The sequence below is a fragment of the Afifella pfennigii DSM 17143 genome (assembly GCF_000688515.1).
In the GTDB taxonomy this organism is placed as follows: domain Bacteria; phylum Pseudomonadota; class Alphaproteobacteria; order Rhizobiales; family Afifellaceae; genus Afifella; species Afifella pfennigii.
The window spans coordinates 1-21,294 of the sequence record NZ_JHZK01000029.1; the positions used below are offsets into that span (position 1 = coordinate 1).

The window sequence follows — 21,294 nt, forward strand, 5'->3', positions numbered from 1 at the left end:
CTCCCTGGCGAAGCAGGGCGCGATCTCCGCATCGAGCCACGCCCAGTCGATCCGCTCGCCCAGCCGGACGAGCTCGTGTCGCATGTTGATGATCTGGTCGAGCCGGGCGCGGAACAGGTCATCGGTGAGCTCGCGATTGGGCGCTCTCGGTCGCATCGTCACCTCTCGTGATCCTCTCAATCGAATCACGGAAAGGCGCCGCCGGGAATCCCCAAACCGCATGCGAAATCGCAAGGTTCCGCAGGCTCAAGCCACCGAATCCTGCAAAACCGAAACCTTGCGAGAGACCGAAATCCGTCGACTATCAGCCGCTTATGCGTTCTTCACAGTCAACAAAAGAACTGCATGTGTGGCAGCCGATGGCGATCGGCGCTGCCTTAAGAATATGCGGCCGACCTGACCGGAGAAGGCTCGGCGTGAGGCCACCCGACGCCGAGGCGACGCCGGGCGAAGCCTTAAACTGCGGCCTGCTGGTTTGCCTGCAGGCGCGTCATCTCGTCCTTGATATGCAGCTTGCGCCGCTTGAGCTCGTTGATCTCAAGATCATCGGATCCTGGATGGGCAAGAGCTTGTTCAAGCTCCTTTTCCAGCGCCTCGTGGCGCCGCTCCAGCTCTGCAAGATGCGCTTCAAGCGACATTCGCGTCTCCATTCCAATAAGACATCAAACTGTGCCACAGCAGGGCGTAACTGTCTAATGATGGTGACGCCCCAAGGCATCCACAAGGGCGCACAAAATCGCCGCATCGGGCACGCCTTGCGGTGGCGCGAAGGCGCCTTTGCCGCCGGGCGCAGATAGGCTAGCGAGAGCGACGTGGCGCGCCGGCGCGGCCGTGCTGCGCCAGGGTCCTCGCCGTGCTAGATTGCCGGCTTCGGGAGGTGAGGATGGACGAAGGCGGTAACGTCGTTGAGCTGACGCAAAAGGAGATCCGGGCCGAGCTCGCTCTTCTGCGCCAGGAGCATCGCGACCTCGATCAGTCGGTCGAGGCCTTGCACACGGCGAGCCCGCAGCCGGACTACCTGCAGCTGCAAAGACTGAAGCGCAAGAAGCTGGCGCTGAAAGACCGCATTCGGGCGCTGGAGGACAAGCTCCTGCCCGATATCATCGCCTGAACGCAAAGGCGCGCAGGCGTTCTCCTGCGGCTTGCGGGCGGCGGCGGCTTTCGCTAAGCCGCCGGCTTCAGCAAGCTATCCCGACGAGCCGCCTTGCCTTCCACCAGCACCGTTCCCGTCGCCATCGTCATGGGCTCGCGCTCCGATTGGAGCACCATGCAGAAGGCGGCCGAAAAGCTCCAAGAGCTCGCCGTGCCCTACGAGGCGCGGGTGGTCTCCGCGCACAGGACGCCGGAACGGCTCTACGACTTCGCCAGAGGGGCGGAGGCGGCGGGCTTCAAGGTGATCATCGCCGGCGCCGGTGGGGCGGCGCATCTGCCGGGCATGGTGGCCTCGCTGACGCGCCTGCCGGTGCTCGGCGTGCCGGTCAAGTCGAAGGCGCTGTCGGGGCAGGATTCGCTCTACTCCATCGTGCAGATGCCGGCGGGCGTGCCGGTCGCCACCTTCGCCATCGGTGAGGCGGGGGCAGCCAATGCGGGGCTTTTCGCCGCCGCCATCCTGGCGCTTTCGGACGAAGAGATTGCAGCGCGGCTCAAAGAGTGGCGGCAGAGGCAGAGCGAGAGCGTTGCTGAACGTCCCGACGACGATGGCTGAGACGGCCGGGGAAGAGGCGCTTAAGCCCGGGGCCACGATCGGCATCCTGGGCGGCGGCCAGCTCGGACGCATGCTGGCCAATGCCGCCGCCGAGCTCGGCTTCAGAACGCATATCTTCTGCCCCGATCCCGACAGCCCCGCCTTCGACGTCGCCGCCCATGCCACCATTGCCGATTATGACGACGAGGCGGCGCTGAAGGCCTTCGCCGAGGCGGTCGATGTCGTCACCTACGAGTTTGAGAATATCGACGTTGCGGCGGCCGAGCTCCTTGCCGCGCATGGCAAGGTGCGGCCGGGTCCGCGGGCGCTGGCGGTAGCGCAGGACCGGCTGACGGAGAAGGATTTCCTGAGCCAAATCGGCGTGCCGGTCGGCGCCTATCGGCCGGTCGCCAGCGAGGCGGAGCTTGCCGCCGCGCTGAAGGAGATCGGCGCGCCGGCGATCCTGAAGACGCGCCGCTTCGGCTATGACGGCAAGGGACAGGCGCGGATCGAGGCACCGGAGGAGGCGGGCGAGGCCTTCGCGGCCATCGGCGGCGCGCCGGCGATCCTGGAAGTGCTGGTGCCGTTCGCGCGCGAGGTCTCCGTCATCGGCGTGCGCGGGCTTGCCGGGGCGAGCGCAGTCTACGACGTGACGGAGAACGTCCACCGCCACCACATCCTCCATACCTCCAGCGCGCCGGCCGCCATCGCCCCCCAGACCGCCGAGGCGGCGCGGCAGATCGCGGTGAGCGTCATGGACGCGCTCGATTATGTCGGCGTCATCGGCGTGGAATTCTTCGTTCTCGGCGAGGGGGCGGGGGAGCGGTTGCTCGTCAACGAGATCGCGCCGCGGGTGCACAATTCCGGCCATTGGACGCAGGACGGATGCACCTGCTCGCAGTTCCAGAACCATATCCGCGCCGTCGCCGGCTGGCCGCTCGGCACCACGGAGCGCCACTCGGACGCCGTGATGACCAATCTCATCGGCGAGGAGACGGGACAATGGGCGCAGCTGGCGGGCGAGGCCGGCGCGTGCCTGCACCTTTACGGCAAGCGCGAGATGCGCCCGGGGCGTAAGATGGGGCATGTGACCCGGCTTTCGCCGCTTCGGCCGGCGCGCTAGCCCGGGCCTTGCCTTTGAGGCGGATGTCGGAGGGCCTTGCGCGCTTGTGCGTCGCGGCGAAGGCCGAGCGCCTTGCGAAGGGGTGGAAAGTGTGGTGGAAGGCCGCCAATCTTTCCCACAAGGTATCCCATGAAGATCAGCGGTAACGACATCCGCCCCGGCAACGTCATCGAATATGACGGCTCGCTCTGGGTGGCGGTGAAGGCCAACAAGGTGAAGCCGGGCAAGGGGCCAGCCTACAACCAGGTGGAGCTGAAGAACCTCATCGACGGGCGTAAGCTCAACAACCGCTTCGGTTCCGACGAACGCGTGGAGCGGGCGCGCATTGAGACCAAGGACTTCCAGTTCCTCTATAAGGACGGCGATATGCTGGTCTTCATGGACGCCGATACCTACGAGCAGATCAACCTCGCCGAGGATTTCGTCGGCGAGCGCGCCGCCTTCCTGCAGGACGGCATGACGGTGACGCTGGAAATGCACGAGGAAAAGCCGATCGGCATCTCCCTGCCCGACCAGGTGGTGCTGGCGATCACCGAGACGGAGCCGACCATCAAGGGTCAGACCGCCGCCTCCTCCTACAAGCCGGCTGTGCTGGAAAACGGCGTGCGCGTCATGGTGCCGCCCTTTATCACCACGGGCGAGCGGATCGTCGTCGACACCAGCGAGATCACCTACGTCAAGCGCGCCGACTAGGGCCGAGAGCAAAGACATGGCCGGTTCGGCCCTCATCAACGTAATGGTGCGCGCCGCCATGAAGGCGGGGCGCGTGCTGGCCCGCGACTTCGGCGAGGTGGAGCAGCTGCAGGTCTCGCGCAAGGGACCGGCCGATTTCGTCTCCGCCGCCGATCGGCGCGCCGAGGAAATCATTCGCGACGAGCTGGAGCGGGCGCGGCCCGGCTATTCCTTTCTGATGGAGGAGACCGGCGAGACGCGCGGCAGCGACCCGCAACACCTGTGGATCGTCGACCCGCTCGACGGCACCACCAATTTCCTGCACGGCATTCCGCTCTTTGCCGTCTCCATCGCCCTGGAGCGGCAGGGAAAGCTCATGGCCGGCGTCGTCTACAATCCCGTCACCGACGAGCTCTACACCGCCGAGCGCGGCGCCGGGGCCTTCTTCAACGACCGGCGCCTCAGAGTGGCGCAGCGGCGCGAGCTCTACGAGGCGGTGATCGCCACCGGCATTCCGCATTTCGGCCGCGGCGACCACGGCGTTTTCCTGAAGCAGCTGGCCAAGGTGATGGGCGAGACCGCCGGCATCCGCCGCTGCGGGGCGGCCGCGCTCGACCTCGCCTGGGTCGCCTCCGGGCGCTTCGACGGCTTCTGGGAGGAGGCGCTGTCGCCCTGGGACATGGCCGCCGGCATCCTTCTCATCACCGAGGCAGGGGGCTTCGTCAGCGACCTTTCCGGCCGCGACCAGATGCTGGGGCGCGGCACCATCGTGGCCGGCAACGAGGCGGTGCACCGCAGGCTCTTGAAGCTTCTCAACGAGGCCGGGCGCTAGGTTGCGAGGCGGCGCGGCGGCGGGTCATCGGCGAGACGGTTTCGCCCTTGCGGCAAATCACGCTAGATTAGCGTCAAAGCGGCGATTCCCTGGACGCCATGGCGAAAGATTTCGATCCCTATAAGCTCTCCTCGCCTCAGGTCTTCCTGGTGCGGATGGTGATCTTTCTGGTGATCGCCGCCTTCGTGCCGCTTATCCTCTATCGCCAGATCGCCGTCGGCTTCATGTCCAATCCGGGCCTTAACGGGCTCATCGTCGGCGTGCTCGTCATTGGCGTGGCGCTCGCCTTTCGCAGCGTCATCGTGCTGATGCCGGAGGTGCGCTGGGTCAATTCCTTCCGCCGGCGCGAATCCGAATTCTCCGAGCCGACGCCGAGAATGCTGGCGCCGATGGCCACGCTCCTGCGCGACCGGCGCGAGGCCATGCTGTCGACGCAGACCTGGCGCTCCATCCTCGATTCCATCGCCACGCGCCTCGACGAGAACCGCGAGATTCTGCGCTATCTCACCGGGCTTCTGGTGTTCCTCGGGCTGCTCGGCACCTTCTGGGGGCTGCTTCGAACCGTCGGCTCGGTATCGGAGACCATCCAGTCGCTGCGCGTGGGCTCCGGCGAGGCCGGCGTCATCTTCGAGGAGCTGAAGGCCGGACTGGAAGCGCCGCTCTCGGGCATGGCGATTGCGTTTTCCTCCTCGCTCTTCGGCCTTGCCTCCTCGCTGGTGCTCGGCTTTCTCGACTTGCAGGCCGGCCAGGCGCAGAACCGCTTCTACACCGAGCTGGAGGACTGGCTCTCCACCATGACGGACCTTGAGGAGTTCGATCTTGAGGACGCGGAGACCGGCAATACGGTGCAGGAGATCCGCGTTGCCGTGGAGCGGCTGTCGCGCAACCTTGAAGGCGGCGGGCGACCCTCCATCGCGGCGATGGCCAATCTCGCCGAGGGTATCCAGGGCCTCGTCCAGCATATGCGCAACGAGCAGCAGATGGTGCGCGACTGGATGGAGGGGCAGGCGGAGCAGCGCGAGCATCTGCAAAGGACGCTGAACGCCATCTCCGACAAGCTCGGCCGCGGCCCCGACCCGCAGGGCCGGCTCTTCGGCGAGGAGGAAGGCCGCTTTCGGCGGCGCATGCCGGGCGTGACCGAGACGCAGGAGCGTTAGAGCCATGCCGCTGGCGCGCGCACGGCGCCTGCAAAGGGCCGATTACTGGCCGGGCTTCGTCGACGCCATGGCGACCCTGCTTCTGGTCTTCGTCTTCCTTCTGACCGTCTTCTTCATCGCCCAGTTCTTCCTCAACCAGGAAATCTCCGGCCGGGACGAGGTCTTGAACCGCCTCAACGCCCAGATCGCCGAACTGACGGAGCTTCTGGCGCTGGAGCGCACCAACAGCCGCGACCTTGCCGAGACGGTCGCCTCGCTGCGGGCAAGCCTTGAGAGCGCCGCCTCCGAGCGCGACCGGCTGGAGGGGCTGTTATCCTCCTCCTCCGGGGCGGCCGGGCAGGCCGAGGAGCGTATCGCCGACCTTCAGGGCGACCTTGAATCGGAAAAGCAGGTGAGCCAGCGCGCGCTTGCCCAGGTGGAGCTTCTCAACCAGCAGCTTTCGGCCCTGCGCCGGCAGATCGCGGCGCTGGAGGAGGCGCTGGAGGCCTCCGAGGAGCGCGACCGGCAGAGCCAGACGAAGATCGCCGATCTCGGCAGGCGGCTCAACGTGGCGCTCGCTCAACGCGTGCAGGAGCTGTCGCGCTATCGCTCCGACTTCTTCGGGCGCCTCAGGGAGATTCTGGCCGGCCGCTCCGATATCGAGATCGTCGGCGACCGCTTCGTCCTGCCGGCCTCCGTGCTCTTTCCGACCGGGACGGACGAGATCAGCGCCTCCTTCGCCGCCGAGCTCAACGGCCTTGCCGACGCCATCAAGCAGCTGGAGGCGGAGATCCCGGAAGAGATCAACTGGGTCATCCGCGTCGACGGGCATACCGACAAACGCCCGATCACCGGTGGACGCTTTTCCTCCAACTGGGAGCTCTCGGCGGCGCGCGCCATCGCCGTGGTGCGCTATCTCATCGATGAGGGCGTGGCGCCGGAGCATCTCGTCGCCGCCGGCTTCGGCGAATTCCGACCGCTCGACGAGGCGGAGACGGAAGAGGCCTTTGCGCGCAACCGGCGCATTGAGCTGAAGCTGACGCAGCAATAGACCTCACGACCTGGAGCGAGGAAGGTTTCCTTCAGCGGGTTATGGCGTTTCGCTTGCAGCCATCGCGTTGTCGCCGGCTGGTACGACGGCGCGCGTGTAAAGGTGCCATGTCGCATGCCCCAGCACCGGCAGGACGATGAGAAGCCCCAGGAAGGCCGGCAGCATCGCCGCGATGGTGAGGGCGGCGACGAGAACGCCCCAGGCGAGCATCGGGCCCGGGTTCTCCTTCACCGTCTTGAAGCTGACGATCATCGCGGAGACGAAATCGAGATCGCGGTCGAGAAGCAGCGGCATGGCGATGACGGTGGCTGAGAAGAGGACCAGCGACAGGAAGGCGCCCACCGCCGTGCCGACGAGGAGGAAGCCGAGACCTTCCGGCGTGGTGGTGACGACCATGAGGAAATCGCCGAGGCTGGAAAAGCTCTTGAAGCCGAGGAAGAGGGCTAGAAGAAGCCGTACCTGATAGATCCACACCCAGAAGACGAAGAGGATGACGAAGGCCATCCAGCCGAGCTGCCGGTGGCGCTGGCTGACGACGACGGTCAGGACCTCGCGCCAGCGAGGCTTTTCGCCAAGGGAGCGCAGGCGGCTCACCTCGTAGAGCCCCGCCGCCACGAAGGGGCCTAAAAGCGGAAAGCCGACGCCGAGGATGAGGATCATCCACGGCATGTCGAGCGCCAGGACGAAGGCGAGGATGAGAAGGCCGCCGGCGACATAGACGGAGGCGAAGAAAAGCCCGAAGGCGGGGCAGGCGAGGAAATCGCGCCCGCCTGCCTTCAGCGCGGCGCCGATATCGGCGAAGGCGAGGCGCCGAACCTCTGGCAGGCGCGGCGGCGCAGCCGCTTCCTCCTCGACGGTGTCGTGATAAAGGCGCGCCTCCTCGGCGCGCGGCTGGTGCGATAGCGTCACGGCGGCCCTCCCTGGGCAATGGCCGCCTTGTCTTTGTGGTGGCGGCGTCGTTTTGCCGCAAGCTTAGAGCCGTTCTTTTCTCGATTGAAGCCTTCGTCCGACGAAAACCAGTTTCCGCAAGCGCGAATGACGCTCAACAGCGCGCTTTGCCATGGGATGAAGGCCGGCGCTGCCGTCAGGTCTCGGGCCGCCCGCCCTTATCTGCCGGCCCGGCCTGGCCGGCCATCTGCCCTCGTGTGGCGGCATCCGCGAAGACCCGGAGTTCCCTCAGGAGCGGGTGACGCGCCGTAGCCTCGGCGCCATAGGCGAGGTTGAAGGCATAGTCGAAATCCGGCGGGTTCTTTCCGAGTGCGTGCTGCAGGATGGTCTCAAGCTTGTCGAAGCCTTTGGCGAGGACCGCCTCCGGCGTCGCGCCGGCGGCGTATTCGGCCGCAAGGGCGAGGATTTCCTCGCGCAGATCCGCAGGCAGCGGGGCGCAGAGCTCGGCAAGGGCAGCGCGCTCGCTCTCGGCCCTTTCCGGCCCGGCGTGCTGAAGCGGCGCCGGCACGTCGCCGGCGATCGCCTCGCCGAGATCGTGGACGAGGCAGAGCTTTACGAGCCGCAGCTCATCGATACCGGCAAGCTCGCGGGAGAAGAGCGTCACGAAAAGGCACAGCCGCCAGCTATGCTCGGCGACGCTCTCGCGGCGGCCCTCGGCAGTGACGCCGCTGCGCAGCGTGTCCTTCAGCCTCTCGGCGGCCTGGACGAAAGCGAGGATGCCGCCAAGGCGTTCCGGGTCGATGGCGGGCGGGTCGTCGTTCCTTTCCGTCATGGCGGGACCTCCGCTTGGTTCGGCTTAAGGCACCCCGGCGCGGGGTAGCACCCCTGCCGGAGCGAGCGAAAGCGCGCGGAGCTGTTCCTGCAGCTCTCCGATTTGCCGCAATGCCTCGGGCCGCAGGCCGCGAGGCAGCGGCTTCTACTCCGCCGCGGCGGCGGCGCGGCCGTTGTGGAACTGCAGCTCGGCGAGGCGGGCGTAAAGGCCGCTTTTTGCCGTCAGGCTCTCATGCGTGCCTTCCTCCACGACGCGACCCTCCTCCATGACGAGGATACGGTCGGCGTTGCGCACCGTGGCCAGGCGATGGGCGATGACGAGGCTGGTGCGGCCCTTCATCAGCGTCTCCAGCGCCTCCTGCACGACGACCTCGCTTTCGGCGTCGAGTGAGCTCGTCGCCTCGTCGAGGAGAAGAATCGGCGCGTCCTTCAACAGCGCGCGGGCAATGGCGATGCGCTGCTTCTGGCCGCCGGAAAGGGTGATGCCGCGTTCGCCGAGCACCGTGTCGTAGCCCTGAGGCAAAGCGCGGATGAACTCATCGGCATGGGCGGCGCGGGCGGCCGCCTCCACCTCGGCGCGGCCGGCTGCCTCGTTGCCGAAAAGGATATTATCGTAGGCGGAGGCGGCGAAGATGGCGACGTCCTGCGGCACCAGGGCGATCAGCCGGCGGACCTCGTCCGGATCGGCCTTTGAGATATCGACGCCGTCTATTTCCACGCGGCCCGTCTGCGGATCGTAGAAGCGCATGAGAAGGGCGAAGACCGTCGACTTGCCGGCGCCCGACGGGCCGACGATGGCGATGCGCTCGCCGGGCGAGACGGCGAGATCGACCTCGCTCAAGACGGCGACATCGGCCTGCGGATAAGCGAAGGAGACGCGCTCAAAGCGCACCTCGCCGCGCGGCGGTTTGGGCAGAGCGACGGGGTTTGCCGGCTTTTCGATGGCGGGCTTGGTCTTCAACAGCTCCACGATGCGTTCCGTGGCGCCGGCGGCCTGACTAATTTCGCCCCAGACCTGGCCGATCTCGCCGAGACCGGCGGCGGCGAAGACCGAATAGAGTACGAACTGGCTGAGACGGCCGGCCGTCATGTCGCCGACGATCACCGCCTGGGCGCCCCACCATAGAACGACGATGACGCTGGCGAAGACCAGGAAGATGGCGAAGGCCGTCAGCCCGGCGCGGGCGGCGGTGGCGGCGCGGGCGGCACCGAAGGCCTCCTCAACACGGGCGCCGAAGAAGCGCCTCGCCGGTTCTTCCTGGTTGAAGGCCTGCACGGTCCTGACGCCGCTGATCGCCTCGGAGGCATAGGCGGAGGCTTCGGCAAGCCGGTCCTGGGCGTAACGCGAGCGCTGACGCACGCGCCTTCCGTACCAGAGGATCGGCACGATGATGAAGGGAATGGCCGCCAGGACGAGGGCGGAAAGGCTCGGGCTCGTCACCACCATCATGATGACGGAGCCGATGAACATCATCATGTTGCGCAGCGCCACGGTGGCGCTGAAGGAGACGGCGGCGCGGATCTGCGTGGTATCGGCGGTGAGGCGCGAAAGGATCTCGCCGGAGCGCGCGGTGTCGTAAAAAGCCGCCGACAGGCGCATCATATGGGTGAAGAGCGCCTCGCGCAGATCGGCGACGATACGCTCGCCAAGCGTGGTGACGAGGTAAAAGCGCACCGCGCTCGCCGCGGCGAGAACGCCGACGACGACGATGAGCATGGTGAAGTACTTGTCGACCAGACCGGCATTTTCGGCCGAAAAGCCGAAATCGATCACCCGCCGCACCGCCATAGGAATGGCGAGCGTCGCCAGGGTGGCGACGATAAGCGCCACGAGCGTCGCGGCCACGCGCCCGCGATATCTGGCGAAATAGGGAACAAGCGCCTTCAACGGACGCAAAGAGGCTCGCCCGGCGCGAGCCGGCTTCTTGTCGACTGTCTCACTCATCTCGGCCTCAGGGAGCACGAAGCGCCGAACGGTTCAAGCCTTCGTTGCGGACTTGATGGCGCAGGCCCTTGTCTGTATATCGCCGGCGAGCACCACATGCGCGCCCGCCAGCGCGCCGGCGACGGCCGCTGGCGCCTTAGAGACGGCACAGCGACCGCCCTTAACCGACGAGACGAGACATGAAAAAGGACATCCATCCGGATTATCATCCGGTCAAGATCGTGATGACGGACGGTAGCGAATACTGGACCCGCTCCACCTATGGCTCGGAGGGCGGCGAGTTGCATCTCGATATCGACCCGACCACGCATCCGGCCTGGACCGGCGGCGGCCAGCACCTCATCGACCGCGGCGGCCGCCTGTCGCGCTTCAAGAGCAAGTATTCGGGTTTCCTCGGCTCGTAAGGGCTTGGCTCGGAAGGGCCCGGCTCATAGGGGCCGTGAACCGAACGCCAGAAGGCCGGCCGAGTGCCGGCCTTTCGCGTTTGCGCCGGAAGCCGGACGGGGCGGCAACGTTGCCGAATTCGTAAAGACGCGGGAGCAAGGACCCGCCGGACGGTGTCGACCCCGGTGTCGCGATGCTTCAAGACGTCGGGCGGAAGCTCGCGCTAGGCGATCCCTGCAACCCAGATGCGGGGAGACCAAGGTGATTTTCAGATACGCGATCCTCTATGTGGAGGATGTTGCCGCCACGCTCGATTTCTACGAACGCTCCTTTGCGCTTCAACGGCGGTTTTTGCACGAAAGCGGCGACTACGGAGAGCTTTCCACCGGCGAGACCAAGCTTGCCTTCTCCTCCATCGCCCTGATGCAGCAGCTCGGAAAGGCTCCGGGCAGACCGAACCCTGAGGCACCGGTCTTTGAGTTGGCGTTCGAGACACAGGATGTCCGTGCGGCGCTGGCCCGCGCCGTTGAGGCCGGTGCCGCACCGGTGCAGGATGTGCGCGAAGAACCCTGGGGGCAGACGACAGCCTATGTCAGGGACCCCAACGGCTATCTCATCGAGATCTGTTCACCGGTCCAGTTGCCGAGCGCGGGCTGACGCAGAAGACTAAGAAGGCTGGCATCGCGGCGCAGCCGCGTCGGGGTCTTGCCGAACCAGCGCACGCATTCTCGCGTCATATGGGACTGATCGCTGTAAGAGCAAAGGCAGGCGATCTCGGCCAGCGGAAGATGCGAGGCAAGCATGCCGGCCGCACAGCGCGCCCGCCCCAGAAGCCGCCAATATTCGGGGGGCGGCAGGTGCAGGTCCCGAAAGCGCCGCTGCATCGTGCGAACGGTGACGCCATGGTCCCTGGCAACGGATGGCACGGTCGAACCTGGAAGGCTCAGCGCCAGGATCGCGCTATCGACAGCATGCGAACCGTCCAGCGCATTGCCAAGGATATCCTCCACTTCGACGCTGTTTTCCGCGATGGCGGCAAGAACGCGGCGGCCGACGGCGGAGCCGGGGCGCAGACGATAGCCGGTTATCTCCGTGCCGGGAGCAAGCGTGACGCGCCGCGGACGGATGTCGAAGTCCGTCAGGACAATGCGATCGGGCGCGCCTTTCCTGCGAACGATCAGAACATCTCGGCAACCGTCGGGAAGGATCAGATGACGTTCCTCGCCTTCCGCCCAGTAGTGCCAGCGCTGGAATTCGGTATCGTCTCTCATGCCGTGAAAGGCTTTTGCAGGCTGCCGGACGGTTTGGGAGCGCCAATGGAGCGGCTCGCACGAGCGCTCGGACCTGATTGCGCCATCGAGGTCGGGTGCCTCGCCGCCATGGCCCGACCCATCCGCGCCGGAGGATTGTCCAGATAAGGCAAGGCCCGAAGACGTGGCCGGATGGGCTTCAGCCTGCCTTCTTCTCGAAGGCGTCGGAGAGGGCTGCGAGTTGCCTGGCGACTGGGCTCGCCTGCTCGGCCGGCTCGGTGCCGTCCTCAAACAGCGCGGTGTCGATCATCTGCACGCGCTTTTGCAGGGCGACGGAGCGGCGCACCAGCTCCTTGAACGCCTCCGGCAACTCCTCCCAGCCGGGACCGTGCATATTGGCGCTGGCCGCGTCGATGCGGATCTTGCGCTTTTCCTCCGCCGCCTGATCGAGGCTCATCTCGCCTTCATTGACAGCGCGATGCAACAGAAGCCAGGAGGCGAGCTGCATCAGCCGCGTCGTCAGGCGCATGGATTCGGTCGCGTAGACGATGGAGGCGGGACGGTCCAGTTCGCCCGCCGAGCGACGGCCTTCGCCATCGAGATAGGCCGCAGTCTCTTCCACCAGGCACATGCCGGCCTGGAAGAGCTCCGAAAAAGTCTCCGAATGCGCGTAGGCGCGTCCGAAGGAAAGCGGCTCAGCTTGGCTGTCGGTTCGACGCATGACACAATCCCCTTCTCGCCATTGAAGGCCGAGGAAGGCCCTCGGGCAAGCCCGATGTCCGGCTTGTCCACCGGCTTCGACGTCGCCGACCATTTCAGCCGATGAAGGGGGCAATTCAATCGATTTGTAATCAATTAGTAAAGATCGTGGCCGGGCCGGGATCGTCCCGGCGTGCCCCAAGCGCCCCCGCGCGACGGTGACACGCGGCCGCCGGGCAGGCAAAAAATGAGCCGCGCAAGGCGGCTCAAGTCGTTTACAGGGAGGCGTCAAACAGAGTGGACAGGAACCACTCTCAGTCCAGATCGCTGGACAGGCCGATTAGAGCTTATAAAGGTTAACCTGCGGTTAAGCCGGCAGCGCCATCGCAACCTTTCCGCGATGTCAGCGCTTGAAGAAGGCGTCGGCGGCGGCGCGGCCGCCCCTCTTGCGTTCCAGCTCGGCCTTGAGGCGGGCAATCTCCGCGTCGCAGAGCTCAATGCGCTCGGCCAGTTCGTGTTCGGACAGGAGCGAGAGATCCTCGCCCACGGCATGCGCCGGCTTCTTCGCCGGCCGGTCTTCATCGTTAAACATGGTCGGCCTCTTTCGCGGACGAGCATAGCGGCAGGCGCCGCGCCTGTCAGTGGCGGCCTGGCGGCACGCGGGTTCTGGGGAAGGCGTTCGTGCGCGGTTCAACGCCGCGGTGAAAGGCGCTAGGCTCTGCGGCCCCAAAGGAGGCGACATGGCGCAAATCCCAGCAACGATGCGCGCGGCGATCATCACCGAGCATGGCGGACCGGAAGTACTTCAGATCGCCGAGCGGCCGGTGCCGGAGCCCGGCGAGGGCGAGATCCTGATCAAGGTGGTGGCGGCGGGCATCAACCGGGCCGACGTCTTGCAGCGTATGGGCAAATATCCGGTGCCGAAGGGCGCGCCCGACATACCGGGCCTGGAGGTCTCCGGCACGGTGGCGGCGACGGGCAGCGGCGCGACACGCTACCGGGAGGGGGACAAGGTGGTCGCTCTCATCTCCGGCGGCGGCTACGGGGAATATGTCGCCGTGGCGGAGACGATCGCGTTGCCCCTGCCTTCACCGCTCTCTTTCGCGCAAGGGGCGGGCCTGCCGGAGGCCGCCTTCACTGTCTGGCACAACGTTTTTGAGTGCGGCTCGCTGCGCCCCGGCGAGACGCTGCTGGTGCATGGCGGGACCAGCGGCATCGGCACGATGGCGATCCAGCTCGGCAAGGCCTTCAAGGCGCAGGTCATCGTCACCGCCGGCTCCGATGCGCGCTGCGAGGCGGCGCGGCAGATCGGCGCGGATCGGGCGGTGAACTACAGCTCGGAGGATTTCGTCGCCGCGGTCAGCGACTTCACCGGCGGGCGCGGCGCCGACGTCATCCTCGACATGGTGGGCGGCGACTATACCAAGCGCAATTACGAGGCGGCCGCGCCGGAGGGGCGGATCGTGCAGATCGCCTTCCTGAAGGGGGCGAGGCCGGAGATCGACCTGGCCACGATGATGCGCAAGAGCCTCATCCATACCGGCTCGCTCCTGCGGCCGATGCCGACGGAGGCGAAGGCGGAGCTTGCCCGCAACCTGGAGGAGACGGTCTGGCCGCTGATTGCCGCCGGCTGGGTGACGCCGGTCATCCATGCCATCGTGCCTTTCGACGAGCCGGCCAAGGCGCATGCGGCGATCGAGGGCGAGCATATCGGCAAGATCGTCCTCAACATCGGGGAGGAGGATTAGCCCGTGGACGCATTGCGCGCCCCCGCGGCAGGCCGTATATGTCGCGCAACTTCCCGTCCATCGACGCGAAATACCGCTCCTCCGGCGCCACAAGCCGGGAGAGAACACAGGAGGATCATGCCATGGCGTCCACACCGCTGATGCCGAAAGCGACCGCCGTTTGGCTGGTCGACAACACCGCGCTCACTTTCGAGCAAATCGCCGCCTTCTGCCGCCTTCACCCGCTGGAGGTGAAGGCGATCGCCGACGGCGACGCCGCCCAGGGCATCAAGGGCGTCGACCCGGTGCTTTCCGGCCAGCTCAGCCGGGGGGAGATCGAGAAGGCGGAGAAGACGCCGAGCTACCACATGAAGATGCAGATGCCGAAGGTGCGGGTACCGGAGACCAAGCGGCGCGGGCCGCGCTATACGCCCGTCTCCAAGCGGCAGGACCGGCCGAACGCCATCCTCTGGCTGGTGCGCAACCATCCGGAGCTGAAGGACGCGCAGATTATCCGCCTGGTGGGCACCACCAAGCCGACCATCCAGGCGATCCGCGAGCGCACGCATTGGAACTCGCCGAACCTGACGCCGACCGACCCGGTGACGCTCGGCCTGTGCACGCAGCTTGAGCTCGACATGGAGGTGAAGAAGGCGGCCAAATCCGCCCCGGCGCCGGTCGAGGAAGAGGGTGCGCGCCTGCTCTCGGCGGAGGAGACGACCCGCTTCCAGCCACGCGAGGAAGAGGGCCAGCGCGAGCCGGATATCGATCCCGATTCGGTTTTCGCCAAGCTGAAGAACCTGAAATCGAGCGACGTGACCTGAGACGGCTGCCCCGGGCGGGGTGAGGGGCGCGCCGGGCCGGCCGCAGCAGCCGATATTTCCGGGGGGCAGGCAGATGGACAGGCTCTGGGCGCTTGCCATGGAGCCGGCGAGCCTCTGGCTCTTCGCCGTGGTGCTCGTGGCCGCGACGGTACGCGGCTTCACCGGCTTCGGCGCCGGATTGGTGTTTCTACCTTTCGGGGGAGCGCTGATCGGGCCGCGCGCTGCCGTCATCGTCATGTGGACGATCGACACCTTGCCGACCCTGCCGATCCTCCTGCCGGCGCTGCGCCACGCCGATTACCGTTCGGTGTTGCCGGCGGCCGCGGCGGCGGCGATCGCGGTGCCGCTCGGGGCGCATGTACTGACCAGCCTAGATCCGACCCTGTTTCGCTGGGGGGTCTCGACCCTCGTTCTGGCGCTGGCTCTGCTCCTCTTCTCCGGCCTGCGCTTCACCGGGCCGCGGCGGCCTGGCTCGGCCTTCGGCGTCGGCCTTGTCAGCGGCTTCCTCGGCGGGGCGACGCAGCTCTCCGGGCCGCCCCTGGTGCTCTACTGGATGAGCGGAACGGAGACGGCGGCGCAGGTGCGCGCCAATCTCATCGTCTTCTTCGCCTTCAGCACGGTGGTGTCGGGACTGGCCTATTTCGCCAACGACCTTTTCACCGCCGAGGCGCTGATGCGCGCCGCGCTGGCCGCGCCGATTTATCTCGCCGGCATTCTTCTCGGCCAGCGGCTGTTCACGCTGGCGCCGGAGCGCCTGTTCCGGGCGGTGGCGATCACCATCATCGTGGCGGCGGCGATCCTGGCGCTGCCGGTTTTCGACGGGGCGCTGCGCTGAGAGGGACGAGCGCGACTCAAGCGGCGGAGAGGCGCTCCATGACCTCCTCGTCGAGGTCGAAATTGGCGTAGACGTTCTGCACGTCGTCGTCGTCCTCAAGCGTGGCGATGAGTTTCATCAGCGTCCCGGCCTTCTCCTCGTCGACCGGCGTCAGGGTCTGCGGCTTCCACACCGCGCGAACCGATTCCGGCTCGCCGAGGCTTTCCTCCAGCGCGCTCGAGACATCGCCGAGATCCTCAAAGGCGGTGGTGATCGTGTGGGCGTCGGCGGCGCTCTCCACATCCTCCGCGCCCGCCTCGATCGCCGCCTCAAGCACCTTTTCCGCATCTCCGACGGCGGCGGGATAGACGATCTCACCGACGCGCTCGAACATGAAGGCGACGGAGCCGGTCTCGCCGAGCGAGCCGCCGTTCTTGGCGAAGTAGGAGCGCACGGCGCCGGCGGTGCGGTTGCGGTTGTCGGTCATCGCCTCGACGATGAAGGCGACACCGCCCGGGCCGTAGCCCTCGTAGCGGATCTCCTCATAGGCCTCGCTGTCGCCACCGACCGCCTTCTGGATGGCGCGCTCGATATTGTCCTTGGGCATGGACTGCGCCTTGGCGTTCTGGATGGCCAGGCGCAGGCGCGGATTGGCGTTAGGATCGGGATCGCCGACCTTGGCGGCGACGGTGATTTCCTTGGAGAGCTTGGAGAACAACTTGGAGCGGGCAGCGTCCTGCCGGCCCTTGCGATGCATGATGTTCTTGAACTGTGAATGGCCCGCCATCGCGGTTTTCCTGGGTCTTGGACGATTGTTTTGGGGCGGGCAGCATATAATGGCAGCGGCGATGGCCGTCCAGGGCAGCAGGTCACGCTGCGACCCGCGCGCAAATGCGCGGTGGAAAGCTGGCCCCGGCCGGGGCCTGGCGCTGCGAGAGGATGCTATTCTTGGCCCGCTTGCAGAGGAGGACAGGGCCGATGGCAACGTCCGGGATGCTTGCCGAAGCGCGGCGCGCGATTCACAGCCAGCTGGAGACGCGCGGTCAGGAGAAGGTCGGGCTGTCGCTCACGAACTGGGTGATCCTCGTGCTCATTCTCGTCAGCCTCGTCCTCTTCACCGCCGAAACGGAGCGCGAGATCGAATTCGTGCGCAGCAGCGGCGTCTGGGTGCTCAATATCGTCATCCTTGTCGTCTTCGCGCTGGAATTCGTGCTGCGGCTTGCGACGGCCGGCGTCGATCCGCATTACCGCGGCAAGGGCGGCGTGCGCGCCTATGCCAGAAACAACTGGTTCATCCTGACGGTCGACTTCCTCGCCTTCGCGCCGGAGCTTGCCTTCGTGCTCCTCGGCGTGCCCGCGCCGGGCTGGCTGCGCTCCCTGCGTATCTTCCGGGTTCTCAAAATCGCACGCTACTTCCCGGCCTTCCGGCTGGTGGTCGATGCGCTAAGGGCCTGCGCGCAGGAGCTGCTCGTGGCGCTGACGATTGCCACGATGCTGTGGTATTTCGCCTCCCTCCTTCTCTATCTCGCGGAGCGCGAGGCGCAGCCGGACGGCTTCGGCTCCATCACCCGCGCCATGTGGTGGAGCGTCGTCACGCTGACGACAGTCGGCTATGGCGATGTCTATCCGGTGACGATCTTCGGACGGATCGCGGCCGGCTTCATCGCCGTCATTGGGCTCGGCACGGTGGCGCTGCCGTCGGGCATCATCGCCGGCTCCTTCATCGATAAGGTGCGCGAGAAGCGCCGGGATGCGCCGACGCAAAAGAGCGCGGCCGCAGCGAGGCAGGGCGTCAAGGACGAGCCGAAAGCCGGCGGCTAGCCGCCCGAACGTCGGAGCGACGCGGTTCGCGCGGCAGAAGCGAATGCTGCATAAGATGCAAGGCGCATCCTCGGCTGTGTCAGAATGGGACAGGGGCGGTGGGCCTTGGCGCCGCATTGTCGGCATCGTCGGCATCGGGCTGCCTGTGCCTGGCGCCGGCGAGAGCGAAGAGCGGCGCGAAGCGTGAGGCCGTCAGCGACGCCGGCGAAGAGGAGGAAGGCCGATGCAAGAGATGTCGAACACACGCCTCATCCGCGAGGCCGTCGCGGTCTTCGACAGCCCGCAGGATCTGCAGGCGGCGATCGACGAGCTTTTGACCTCCGGCTTCGACCGGGCCGAGCTCAGCCTGCTCGCCAGCGAGAAGAGCGTCGACGACAAGCTGGGCCACAAATACCAGAAGGTGGCCGAACTAAAGGACGATCCTATTGTGCCGCGCTGCTGCTATGTGTCGACGGAATCGCTCGGCGAGGCCGAAGGCGGGCTGATGGGCGGGCTAATGTATGTCGGGGCGGGCGTGGCCGCGGGCGCAGTGGTTGCATCCGGCGGAACGCTGGCGCTGGCGATCGCCTGGGCGGCGCTTGCCGGAGGGGCCGGCGGGCTCATCGGCGCCGTCCTCGCCAATTGGATCGAGGAGCACCATGCCGATCATCTGCAGGAGCAACTCGACCATGGCGGGCTGCTCCTTTGGGTGCACACGCGCGACGAGGCGCACGAGGAGCGTGCCGCAAAGATCCTCAGGCGGCATTCGGGGCGGGACGTGCATGTGCACGCGCTGCCGGCGCCGGGCTAGGGCGAAGCCGAGCGCGCTCGATACAGCCGGCGAGCGCCCGGCGCCGCGCCGGAAGGGCAGGCGTTCACGGCGCGCGGTGGCGGGTGTCGTCCTCGTACTTCGCCAAGCTGTCGTCGAGATGCAGCCAGAAGAGCTTGGAGGTCACATAGGCGTGGCGGTCGGGGATGAGCCGGTCGGCCTCCTCGAAGAGCCCGGTATGGATGTAGGTCTCGCCGGGAAGCCGCGCATCGACATAAGCGATCGGCGTGCCGCATTCGGCGCAGAAGGAGCGGATGATGCCGGGCGAGGATTGGCGGCGCTTGGGCTCGCCCCGCCAGCGCACCAGATCGGCGGGAAAGCCGGCCCATACCACGGCCGGGGCGCCGGTCTGGCGGCGGCAATCCTTGCAATGGCACCAGGAGACCTGCAGTGGCTCGCTGAGGGCCTCAAAGGCGACGGCGCCGCAGAAGCAGCGCCCGTGCAGGGGAAGGGCGACCATGGCAGCTCCTTTCGTCTCATGGCTTCTGGCTTGGAACCTTTAGACCTGTCTCAGCCTAGCGATCCTCGTCCCAGAAGGTCGGCACGGCCTCTTCCAGATGTGGGCCGAGACGCAGCGCGGAGACTTTTGTGGCAAGGCCGGTGGTATCGTCCAGCTCCACGGCGATGCCCGACAGCGTCGCCTCGCCCATGGCCGGACCGAGCCTTCCGGAGGCGATCTTGGTCATGGCGCGGTGGAGCGGCTCGTCCTTCTGCATGCCGATGATGGAATCGTAATCGCCGCACATGCCGACATCGCTCATATAGGCCGTGCCGCCTGGCTGGATGCGATGATCGGCCGTCGGCACATGGGTATGGGTGCCGACGACGAGGCTCGCCTTGCCGTCGAGGAAGGCGCCCATCACCTGTTTTTCGCTGGTCGCCTCGGCGTGGAAGTCGACGACGATGGCGTCGCATTCGCGCCCCAGCGGCATCGCCTCGATCTCGCGCACTACGGCGGCGACGGGATCGTCGAGCGCGGGCATGAAGAGCTGGCCCATGAGATTGACGACAAGGACGCGGGCGCCGTTGCGGGCGGTGAAGATGTTGGCGCCGCGGCCCGGCGTCTGCGGCGGATAGTTGAGCGGGCGCAGGAAGCGCTCCTGGCGGGCGGCGAAGACCAGCGCCTCCTTCTGGTCGAAGACATGGTTACCGCTGGTCACACAATCGGCGCCGGCATCCAGGAGCTCCTGGCAAATCGGTTCGGTGATGCCGAAGCCGCCGGCGGCGTTCTCGCCGTTGATGACGACGAAGTCGAGCCGCCAGCGCGAAACCAGCTCCGGCAGACGATGCTTCACCACCTTGCGGCCGGAACGGCCAACCACATCTCCCAAAAACAGAAGTCTCAATCCGCCGCCTTCCCGCTGTCGGTTCTCATCAGCCCGTCCTCGGTGACGATGAGGGGCAGGCGGATATCGTGCGCTTCCATCGGCACAGTATCGACTTCCTGACAGGCAAAGGCGAGCCCGGCAAGACGGGGCGCATGGCCGCTCTGTCTGAGGCGGTCGATCACCGTATCGTAATAGCCGCGCCCATAGCCCAGGCGGCCGCCCCGACGATCGAAGGCGGCGAGCGGGGCGACGATGAAGTCGGGCGTCAATTCGGGGCAGAGGGCGCCGGGATGGTGGGTGCCGAAAGTGCCGGCCTCCAGCGCCTCTTCGTCGGTGAAGGCGCGGAAGACGAGGCGCCGGTCCAGGATCGCCGGCAGGGCAAGGCGGCCGCCGCGCGCCACGATGGCGGGAAAGAGGCCGCGCGGGTCGATCTCGTCGCGGATCGGCCAGAAGAGCGAGACGGTCTCGCCGGGAACCAGCAGCGCTTGCAGATGCTGCAACGCCGCCTGCGAGCGCTCCGCCCGCTGCGCCGGGCCGAGCGCGGCGCGGCGCGCCAAGACCGCATTTCTGATCTCGGCTTTGGTGGCGGTGACATCCATGAAAGAAAGCAGTCTTGCGCGGGGGTCAGCAATCGGATGCGCAGCCACCGCAGCCGGTGGAGTGCTCGATCCCGGGAAACCTACACAGTAGGTGGGCGCCGTTTTGGCCAAGCCCACGGGCAAGGCCAGGGACAGCTCCCTTCGAGATCGATAAGGCCCCGGGGATATGACTCCTGTCGAACCGGGCAGCCGCGCGAATGGCAGATATAGGAGGCGGCGCGCCGGCCGGCAAACGAAACCCGGTGGTCGACGCGCCGGTTTTCGGTTGACACGGCAAGGGTTCGCACAAGGTGATGGGGCAGCCGCCAACCGGGAGCTGACAGAGGGAGGAGCGGATGTTCAAGACGATCATGGTGCCGACGGACCTTGGCCATAAGGACAAGCTGGACAAGGCGATGCAGCTCGCCGGCGATCTTTCCAAGCATTACGGCGCCAAGGTGATCCTCGTTGGCGTCTCCGCGGCGGCGCCGAGCTCGGTCGCCCACAATCCGGCCGAATATGCGGAGAAGCTGGAGGCCTATGCCGCCGAGCAGAGCGGGAAATTGGGCGGCAGCTTCACCGCCAAGGCGGTGACGAGCCACGATCCGGCGCGCGACCTCGACGCGGTGCTGGAAGAGCAAGTGCACGAGACCGGTGCCGATCTGGTCATCATGGCCTCGCATGTGCCGGGCTTCGCGACCCACGTCTTCGCCTCCAACGCCGGCTATCTCGCCTCGCACAGCGAGGTTTCCGTTTTCGTCGTGCGCTAGCGCCGACGCCGACAGGCGCAGACAATCCGCGACTGCGCCGATTGGGCGCACAACTTCTGCGGCCGGTTATCGACCCTTGGCCAATTGTCGGCGGGCGCGCGGCGAGCTAGGAGGGCGGCGGGAGGAATA

General features: G+C 66.6%; 26 protein-coding genes, 1 other RNA gene and 1 pseudogene. 15 read left to right on the forward strand and 13 right to left on the reverse strand.

Annotated features, from left to right (window positions below; all coding sequences use genetic code 11):
* Together Q331_RS23795 and Q331_RS0116120 are read right to left on the reverse strand one after the other, a co-directional pair.
* Positions 1 to 156 (reverse strand): annotated as a pseudogene (locus Q331_RS23795) (IS5/IS1182 family transposase); the annotation flags it as partial.
* A gap of 299 nt (positions 157 to 455) precedes the next feature.
* Positions 456 to 638, reverse strand: a complete 183-nt coding sequence (locus tag Q331_RS0116120; RefSeq protein WP_026381520.1) for a YdcH family protein — start codon at positions 636 to 638, stop codon at positions 456 to 458.
* 245 nt (positions 639 to 883) lie between these two features.
* On the opposite strand from Q331_RS0116120, the gene Q331_RS0116125 reads away from it, so the two are divergent.
* From Q331_RS0116125 to Q331_RS0116155, 7 genes are all read left to right on the forward strand, one after another.
* Positions 884 to 1,111, forward strand: coding sequence for a YdcH family protein (locus tag Q331_RS0116125; RefSeq protein ID WP_034492722.1), 228 nt, complete (start codon positions 884 to 886; stop codon positions 1,109 to 1,111).
* 129 nt (positions 1,112 to 1,240) lie between these two features.
* On the forward strand, positions 1,241 to 1,705 hold the full coding sequence (purE, locus tag Q331_RS0116130) for a 5-(carboxyamino)imidazole ribonucleotide mutase (RefSeq protein ID WP_026381522.1): 465 nt from the start codon (positions 1,241 to 1,243) through the stop codon (positions 1,703 to 1,705).
* The gene (locus Q331_RS0116135) at positions 1,698 to 2,807 is read left to right on the forward strand and encodes a 5-(carboxyamino)imidazole ribonucleotide synthase (protein ID WP_026381523.1); all 1,110 of its coding nucleotides are present in this window, start codon (positions 1,698 to 1,700) and stop codon (positions 2,805 to 2,807) included. Before purE ends, Q331_RS0116135 begins: the two co-directional genes overlap by 8 nt.
* A gap of 129 nt (positions 2,808 to 2,936) precedes the next feature.
* Positions 2,937 to 3,500, forward strand: a complete 564-nt coding sequence (gene efp, locus Q331_RS0116140; RefSeq protein WP_026381524.1) for an elongation factor P — start codon at positions 2,937 to 2,939, stop codon at positions 3,498 to 3,500.
* Positions 3,501 to 3,516: 16 nt separating this feature from the next.
* Positions 3,517 to 4,311, forward strand: a complete 795-nt coding sequence (locus Q331_RS0116145) for an inositol monophosphatase family protein (protein WP_026381525.1) — start codon at positions 3,517 to 3,519, stop codon at positions 4,309 to 4,311.
* A gap of 98 nt (positions 4,312 to 4,409) precedes the next feature.
* On the forward strand, positions 4,410 to 5,468 hold the full coding sequence (locus tag Q331_RS22155; protein ID WP_169738529.1) for a MotA/TolQ/ExbB proton channel family protein: 1,059 nt from the start codon (positions 4,410 to 4,412) through the stop codon (positions 5,466 to 5,468).
* Positions 5,469 to 5,472: 4 nt separating this feature from the next.
* Positions 5,473 to 6,498: a peptidoglycan -binding protein gene (locus tag Q331_RS0116155; protein WP_026381526.1), complete on the forward strand. Its 1,026-nt coding sequence runs from the start codon at positions 5,473 to 5,475 to the stop codon at positions 6,496 to 6,498.
* Between the two features lie 39 nt (positions 6,499 to 6,537).
* Here Q331_RS0116155 and Q331_RS22160 read toward each other — a convergent pair whose 3' ends face one another.
* From Q331_RS22160 to Q331_RS0116170, 3 genes are all read right to left on the reverse strand, one after another.
* A complete protein-coding gene (locus Q331_RS22160) occupies positions 6,538 to 7,407 on the reverse strand; it encodes a DUF2189 domain-containing protein (RefSeq protein WP_084175108.1) in 870 nt (289 codons plus the stop codon).
* Positions 7,408 to 7,582: 175 nt separating this feature from the next.
* A complete protein-coding gene (locus Q331_RS0116165) occupies positions 7,583 to 8,218 on the reverse strand; it encodes an HD domain-containing protein (RefSeq protein WP_051631268.1) in 636 nt (211 codons plus the stop codon).
* Between the two features lie 144 nt (positions 8,219 to 8,362).
* Entirely contained in the window at positions 8,363 to 10,162 is a 1,800-nt protein-coding gene (locus Q331_RS0116170) for an ABC transporter transmembrane domain-containing protein (protein WP_026381528.1), read from the reverse strand.
* Between the two features lie 179 nt (positions 10,163 to 10,341).
* Between Q331_RS0116170 and rpmE the strand changes: the two genes are divergently transcribed.
* Together rpmE and Q331_RS0116180 are read left to right on the forward strand one after the other, a co-directional pair.
* Entirely contained in the window at positions 10,342 to 10,566 is a 225-nt protein-coding gene (gene rpmE / locus Q331_RS0116175) for a 50S ribosomal protein L31 (RefSeq protein ID WP_026381529.1), read from the forward strand.
* A 241-nt stretch (positions 10,567 to 10,807) separates the two neighbouring features.
* Positions 10,808 to 11,203 carry a VOC family protein gene (locus tag Q331_RS0116180; RefSeq protein WP_026381530.1) on the forward strand — a complete coding sequence of 132 codons (396 nt, stop codon included), beginning with the start codon at positions 10,808 to 10,810 and terminating at the stop codon, positions 11,201 to 11,203.
* Here Q331_RS0116180 and Q331_RS0116185 read toward each other — a convergent pair.
* The 3 genes from Q331_RS0116185 to Q331_RS0116195 form a co-directional block, all read right to left on the reverse strand.
* On the reverse strand, positions 11,155 to 11,817 hold the full coding sequence (locus tag Q331_RS0116185) for a helix-turn-helix transcriptional regulator (RefSeq protein ID WP_026381531.1): 663 nt from the start codon (positions 11,815 to 11,817) through the stop codon (positions 11,155 to 11,157). The two genes, Q331_RS0116180 and Q331_RS0116185, sit on opposite strands and share 49 nt — an antisense overlap.
* Positions 11,818 to 11,995: 178 nt before the next feature.
* Entirely contained in the window at positions 11,996 to 12,517 is a 522-nt protein-coding gene (rcdA, locus tag Q331_RS0116190) for a protease adaptor protein RcdA (protein ID WP_026381532.1), read from the reverse strand.
* Positions 12,518 to 12,898: 381 nt separating this feature from the next.
* Complete coding sequence (locus Q331_RS0116195; protein WP_026381533.1) at positions 12,899 to 13,087, reverse strand: DUF1192 domain-containing protein; 189 nt, start codon at positions 13,085 to 13,087, stop codon at positions 12,899 to 12,901.
* 148 nt (positions 13,088 to 13,235) lie between these two features.
* Between Q331_RS0116195 and Q331_RS0116200 the strand changes: the two genes are divergently transcribed.
* The 3 genes from Q331_RS0116200 to Q331_RS0116210 all read left to right on the forward strand — a co-directional run bounded on the left by Q331_RS0116200 (position 13,236) and on the right by Q331_RS0116210 (position 15,881).
* The gene (locus Q331_RS0116200; protein ID WP_034492726.1) at positions 13,236 to 14,243 is read left to right on the forward strand and encodes an NAD(P)H-quinone oxidoreductase; all 1,008 of its coding nucleotides are present in this window, start codon (positions 13,236 to 13,238) and stop codon (positions 14,241 to 14,243) included.
* Positions 14,244 to 14,365: 122 nt separating this feature from the next.
* Complete coding sequence (locus Q331_RS0116205; protein ID WP_026381535.1) at positions 14,366 to 15,046, forward strand: DUF1013 domain-containing protein; 681 nt, start codon at positions 14,366 to 14,368, stop codon at positions 15,044 to 15,046.
* 73 nt (positions 15,047 to 15,119) lie between these two features.
* On the forward strand, positions 15,120 to 15,881 hold the full coding sequence (locus Q331_RS0116210) for a sulfite exporter TauE/SafE family protein (protein ID WP_026381536.1): 762 nt from the start codon (positions 15,120 to 15,122) through the stop codon (positions 15,879 to 15,881).
* A 16-nt stretch (positions 15,882 to 15,897) separates the two neighbouring features.
* Here the strand turns inward: Q331_RS0116210 and Q331_RS0116215 are convergent, their stop codons facing one another.
* Entirely contained in the window at positions 15,898 to 16,647 is a 750-nt protein-coding gene (locus Q331_RS0116215) for a YebC/PmpR family DNA-binding transcriptional regulator (RefSeq protein ID WP_026381537.1), read from the reverse strand.
* A 191-nt stretch (positions 16,648 to 16,838) separates the two neighbouring features.
* On the opposite strand from Q331_RS0116215, the gene Q331_RS22165 reads away from it, so the two are divergent.
* Positions 16,839 to 17,681 (forward strand): ion transporter, encoded by an 843-nt coding sequence (locus tag Q331_RS22165; RefSeq protein WP_169738530.1) that lies wholly within the window; start codon positions 16,839 to 16,841, stop codon positions 17,679 to 17,681.
* Positions 17,682 to 17,904: 223 nt separating this feature from the next.
* On the forward strand, positions 17,905 to 18,471 hold the full coding sequence (locus Q331_RS0116230) for a hypothetical protein (protein WP_026381538.1): 567 nt from the start codon (positions 17,905 to 17,907) through the stop codon (positions 18,469 to 18,471).
* A 64-nt stretch (positions 18,472 to 18,535) separates the two neighbouring features.
* Here Q331_RS0116230 and Q331_RS0116235 read toward each other — a convergent pair whose 3' ends face one another.
* The 4 genes from Q331_RS0116235 to ssrS form a co-directional block, all read right to left on the reverse strand.
* Positions 18,536 to 18,949, reverse strand: coding sequence for a GFA family protein (locus Q331_RS0116235; protein WP_026381539.1), 414 nt, complete (start codon positions 18,947 to 18,949; stop codon positions 18,536 to 18,538).
* A 55-nt stretch (positions 18,950 to 19,004) separates the two neighbouring features.
* The gene (locus tag Q331_RS0116240; protein ID WP_026381540.1) at positions 19,005 to 19,835 is read right to left on the reverse strand and encodes a TIGR00282 family metallophosphoesterase; all 831 of its coding nucleotides are present in this window, start codon (positions 19,833 to 19,835) and stop codon (positions 19,005 to 19,007) included.
* Positions 19,832 to 20,416, reverse strand: coding sequence for a 5-formyltetrahydrofolate cyclo-ligase (locus Q331_RS0116245; RefSeq protein WP_026381541.1), 585 nt, complete (start codon positions 20,414 to 20,416; stop codon positions 19,832 to 19,834). Before Q331_RS0116245 ends, Q331_RS0116240 begins: the two co-directional genes overlap by 4 nt.
* Before the next feature lie 37 nt (positions 20,417 to 20,453).
* A non-coding RNA gene (ssrS, locus tag Q331_RS23540) (6S RNA) lies at positions 20,454 to 20,611 on the reverse strand.
* Between the two features lie 140 nt (positions 20,612 to 20,751).
* Between ssrS and Q331_RS0116250 the strand changes: the two genes are divergently transcribed.
* Positions 20,752 to 21,165 carry a universal stress protein gene (locus Q331_RS0116250; RefSeq protein WP_026381542.1) on the forward strand — a complete coding sequence of 138 codons (414 nt, stop codon included), beginning with the start codon at positions 20,752 to 20,754 and terminating at the stop codon, positions 21,163 to 21,165.
* Positions 21,166 to 21,294: the final 129 nt, after the last annotated feature.

Bases quoted from the DNA above. Each gene is read 5' to 3' on its own strand.
- Q331_RS0116120 (WP_026381520.1), bottom strand. From the start codon at position 638: ATGTCGCTTGAAGCGCATCTTGCAGAGCTGGAGCGGCGCCACGAGGCG.
- Q331_RS0116125 (WP_034492722.1), top strand. From the start codon at position 884: ATGGACGAAGGCGGTAACGTCGTTGAGCTGACGCAAAAGGAGATCCGG.
- purE (WP_026381522.1), top strand. From the start codon at position 1,241: ATGGGCTCGCGCTCCGATTGGAGCACCATGCAGAAGGCGGCCGAAAAG.
- Q331_RS0116135 (WP_026381523.1), top strand. From the start codon at position 1,698: ATGGCTGAGACGGCCGGGGAAGAGGCGCTTAAGCCCGGGGCCACGATC.
- efp (WP_026381524.1), top strand. From the start codon at position 2,937: ATGAAGATCAGCGGTAACGACATCCGCCCCGGCAACGTCATCGAATAT.
- Q331_RS0116145 (WP_026381525.1), top strand. From the start codon at position 3,517: ATGGCCGGTTCGGCCCTCATCAACGTAATGGTGCGCGCCGCCATGAAG.
- Q331_RS22155 (WP_169738529.1), top strand. From the start codon at position 4,410: ATGGCGAAAGATTTCGATCCCTATAAGCTCTCCTCGCCTCAGGTCTTC.
- Q331_RS0116155 (WP_026381526.1), top strand. From the start codon at position 5,473: ATGCCGCTGGCGCGCGCACGGCGCCTGCAAAGGGCCGATTACTGGCCG.
- Q331_RS0116165 (WP_051631268.1), bottom strand. From the start codon at position 8,218: ATGACGGAAAGGAACGACGACCCGCCCGCCATCGACCCGGAACGCCTT.
- Q331_RS0116170 (WP_026381528.1), bottom strand. From the start codon at position 10,162: ATGAGTGAGACAGTCGACAAGAAGCCGGCTCGCGCCGGGCGAGCCTCT.
- rpmE (WP_026381529.1), top strand. From the start codon at position 10,342: ATGAAAAAGGACATCCATCCGGATTATCATCCGGTCAAGATCGTGATG.
- Q331_RS0116185 (WP_026381531.1), bottom strand. From the start codon at position 11,817: ATGAGAGACGATACCGAATTCCAGCGCTGGCACTACTGGGCGGAAGGC.
- rcdA (WP_026381532.1), bottom strand. From the start codon at position 12,517: ATGCGTCGAACCGACAGCCAAGCTGAGCCGCTTTCCTTCGGACGCGCC.
- Q331_RS0116195 (WP_026381533.1), bottom strand. From the start codon at position 13,087: ATGTTTAACGATGAAGACCGGCCGGCGAAGAAGCCGGCGCATGCCGTG.
- Q331_RS0116200 (WP_034492726.1), top strand. From the start codon at position 13,236: ATGGCGCAAATCCCAGCAACGATGCGCGCGGCGATCATCACCGAGCAT.
- Q331_RS0116205 (WP_026381535.1), top strand. From the start codon at position 14,366: ATGGCGTCCACACCGCTGATGCCGAAAGCGACCGCCGTTTGGCTGGTC.
- Q331_RS0116210 (WP_026381536.1), top strand. From the start codon at position 15,120: ATGGACAGGCTCTGGGCGCTTGCCATGGAGCCGGCGAGCCTCTGGCTC.
- Q331_RS0116215 (WP_026381537.1), bottom strand. From the start codon at position 16,647: ATGGCGGGCCATTCACAGTTCAAGAACATCATGCATCGCAAGGGCCGG.
- Q331_RS22165 (WP_169738530.1), top strand. From the start codon at position 16,839: ATGGCAACGTCCGGGATGCTTGCCGAAGCGCGGCGCGCGATTCACAGC.
- Q331_RS0116230 (WP_026381538.1), top strand. From the start codon at position 17,905: ATGCAAGAGATGTCGAACACACGCCTCATCCGCGAGGCCGTCGCGGTC.
- Q331_RS0116235 (WP_026381539.1), bottom strand. From the start codon at position 18,949: ATGGTCGCCCTTCCCCTGCACGGGCGCTGCTTCTGCGGCGCCGTCGCC.
- Q331_RS0116245 (WP_026381541.1), bottom strand. From the start codon at position 20,416: ATGGATGTCACCGCCACCAAAGCCGAGATCAGAAATGCGGTCTTGGCG.
- Q331_RS0116250 (WP_026381542.1), top strand. From the start codon at position 20,752: ATGTTCAAGACGATCATGGTGCCGACGGACCTTGGCCATAAGGACAAG.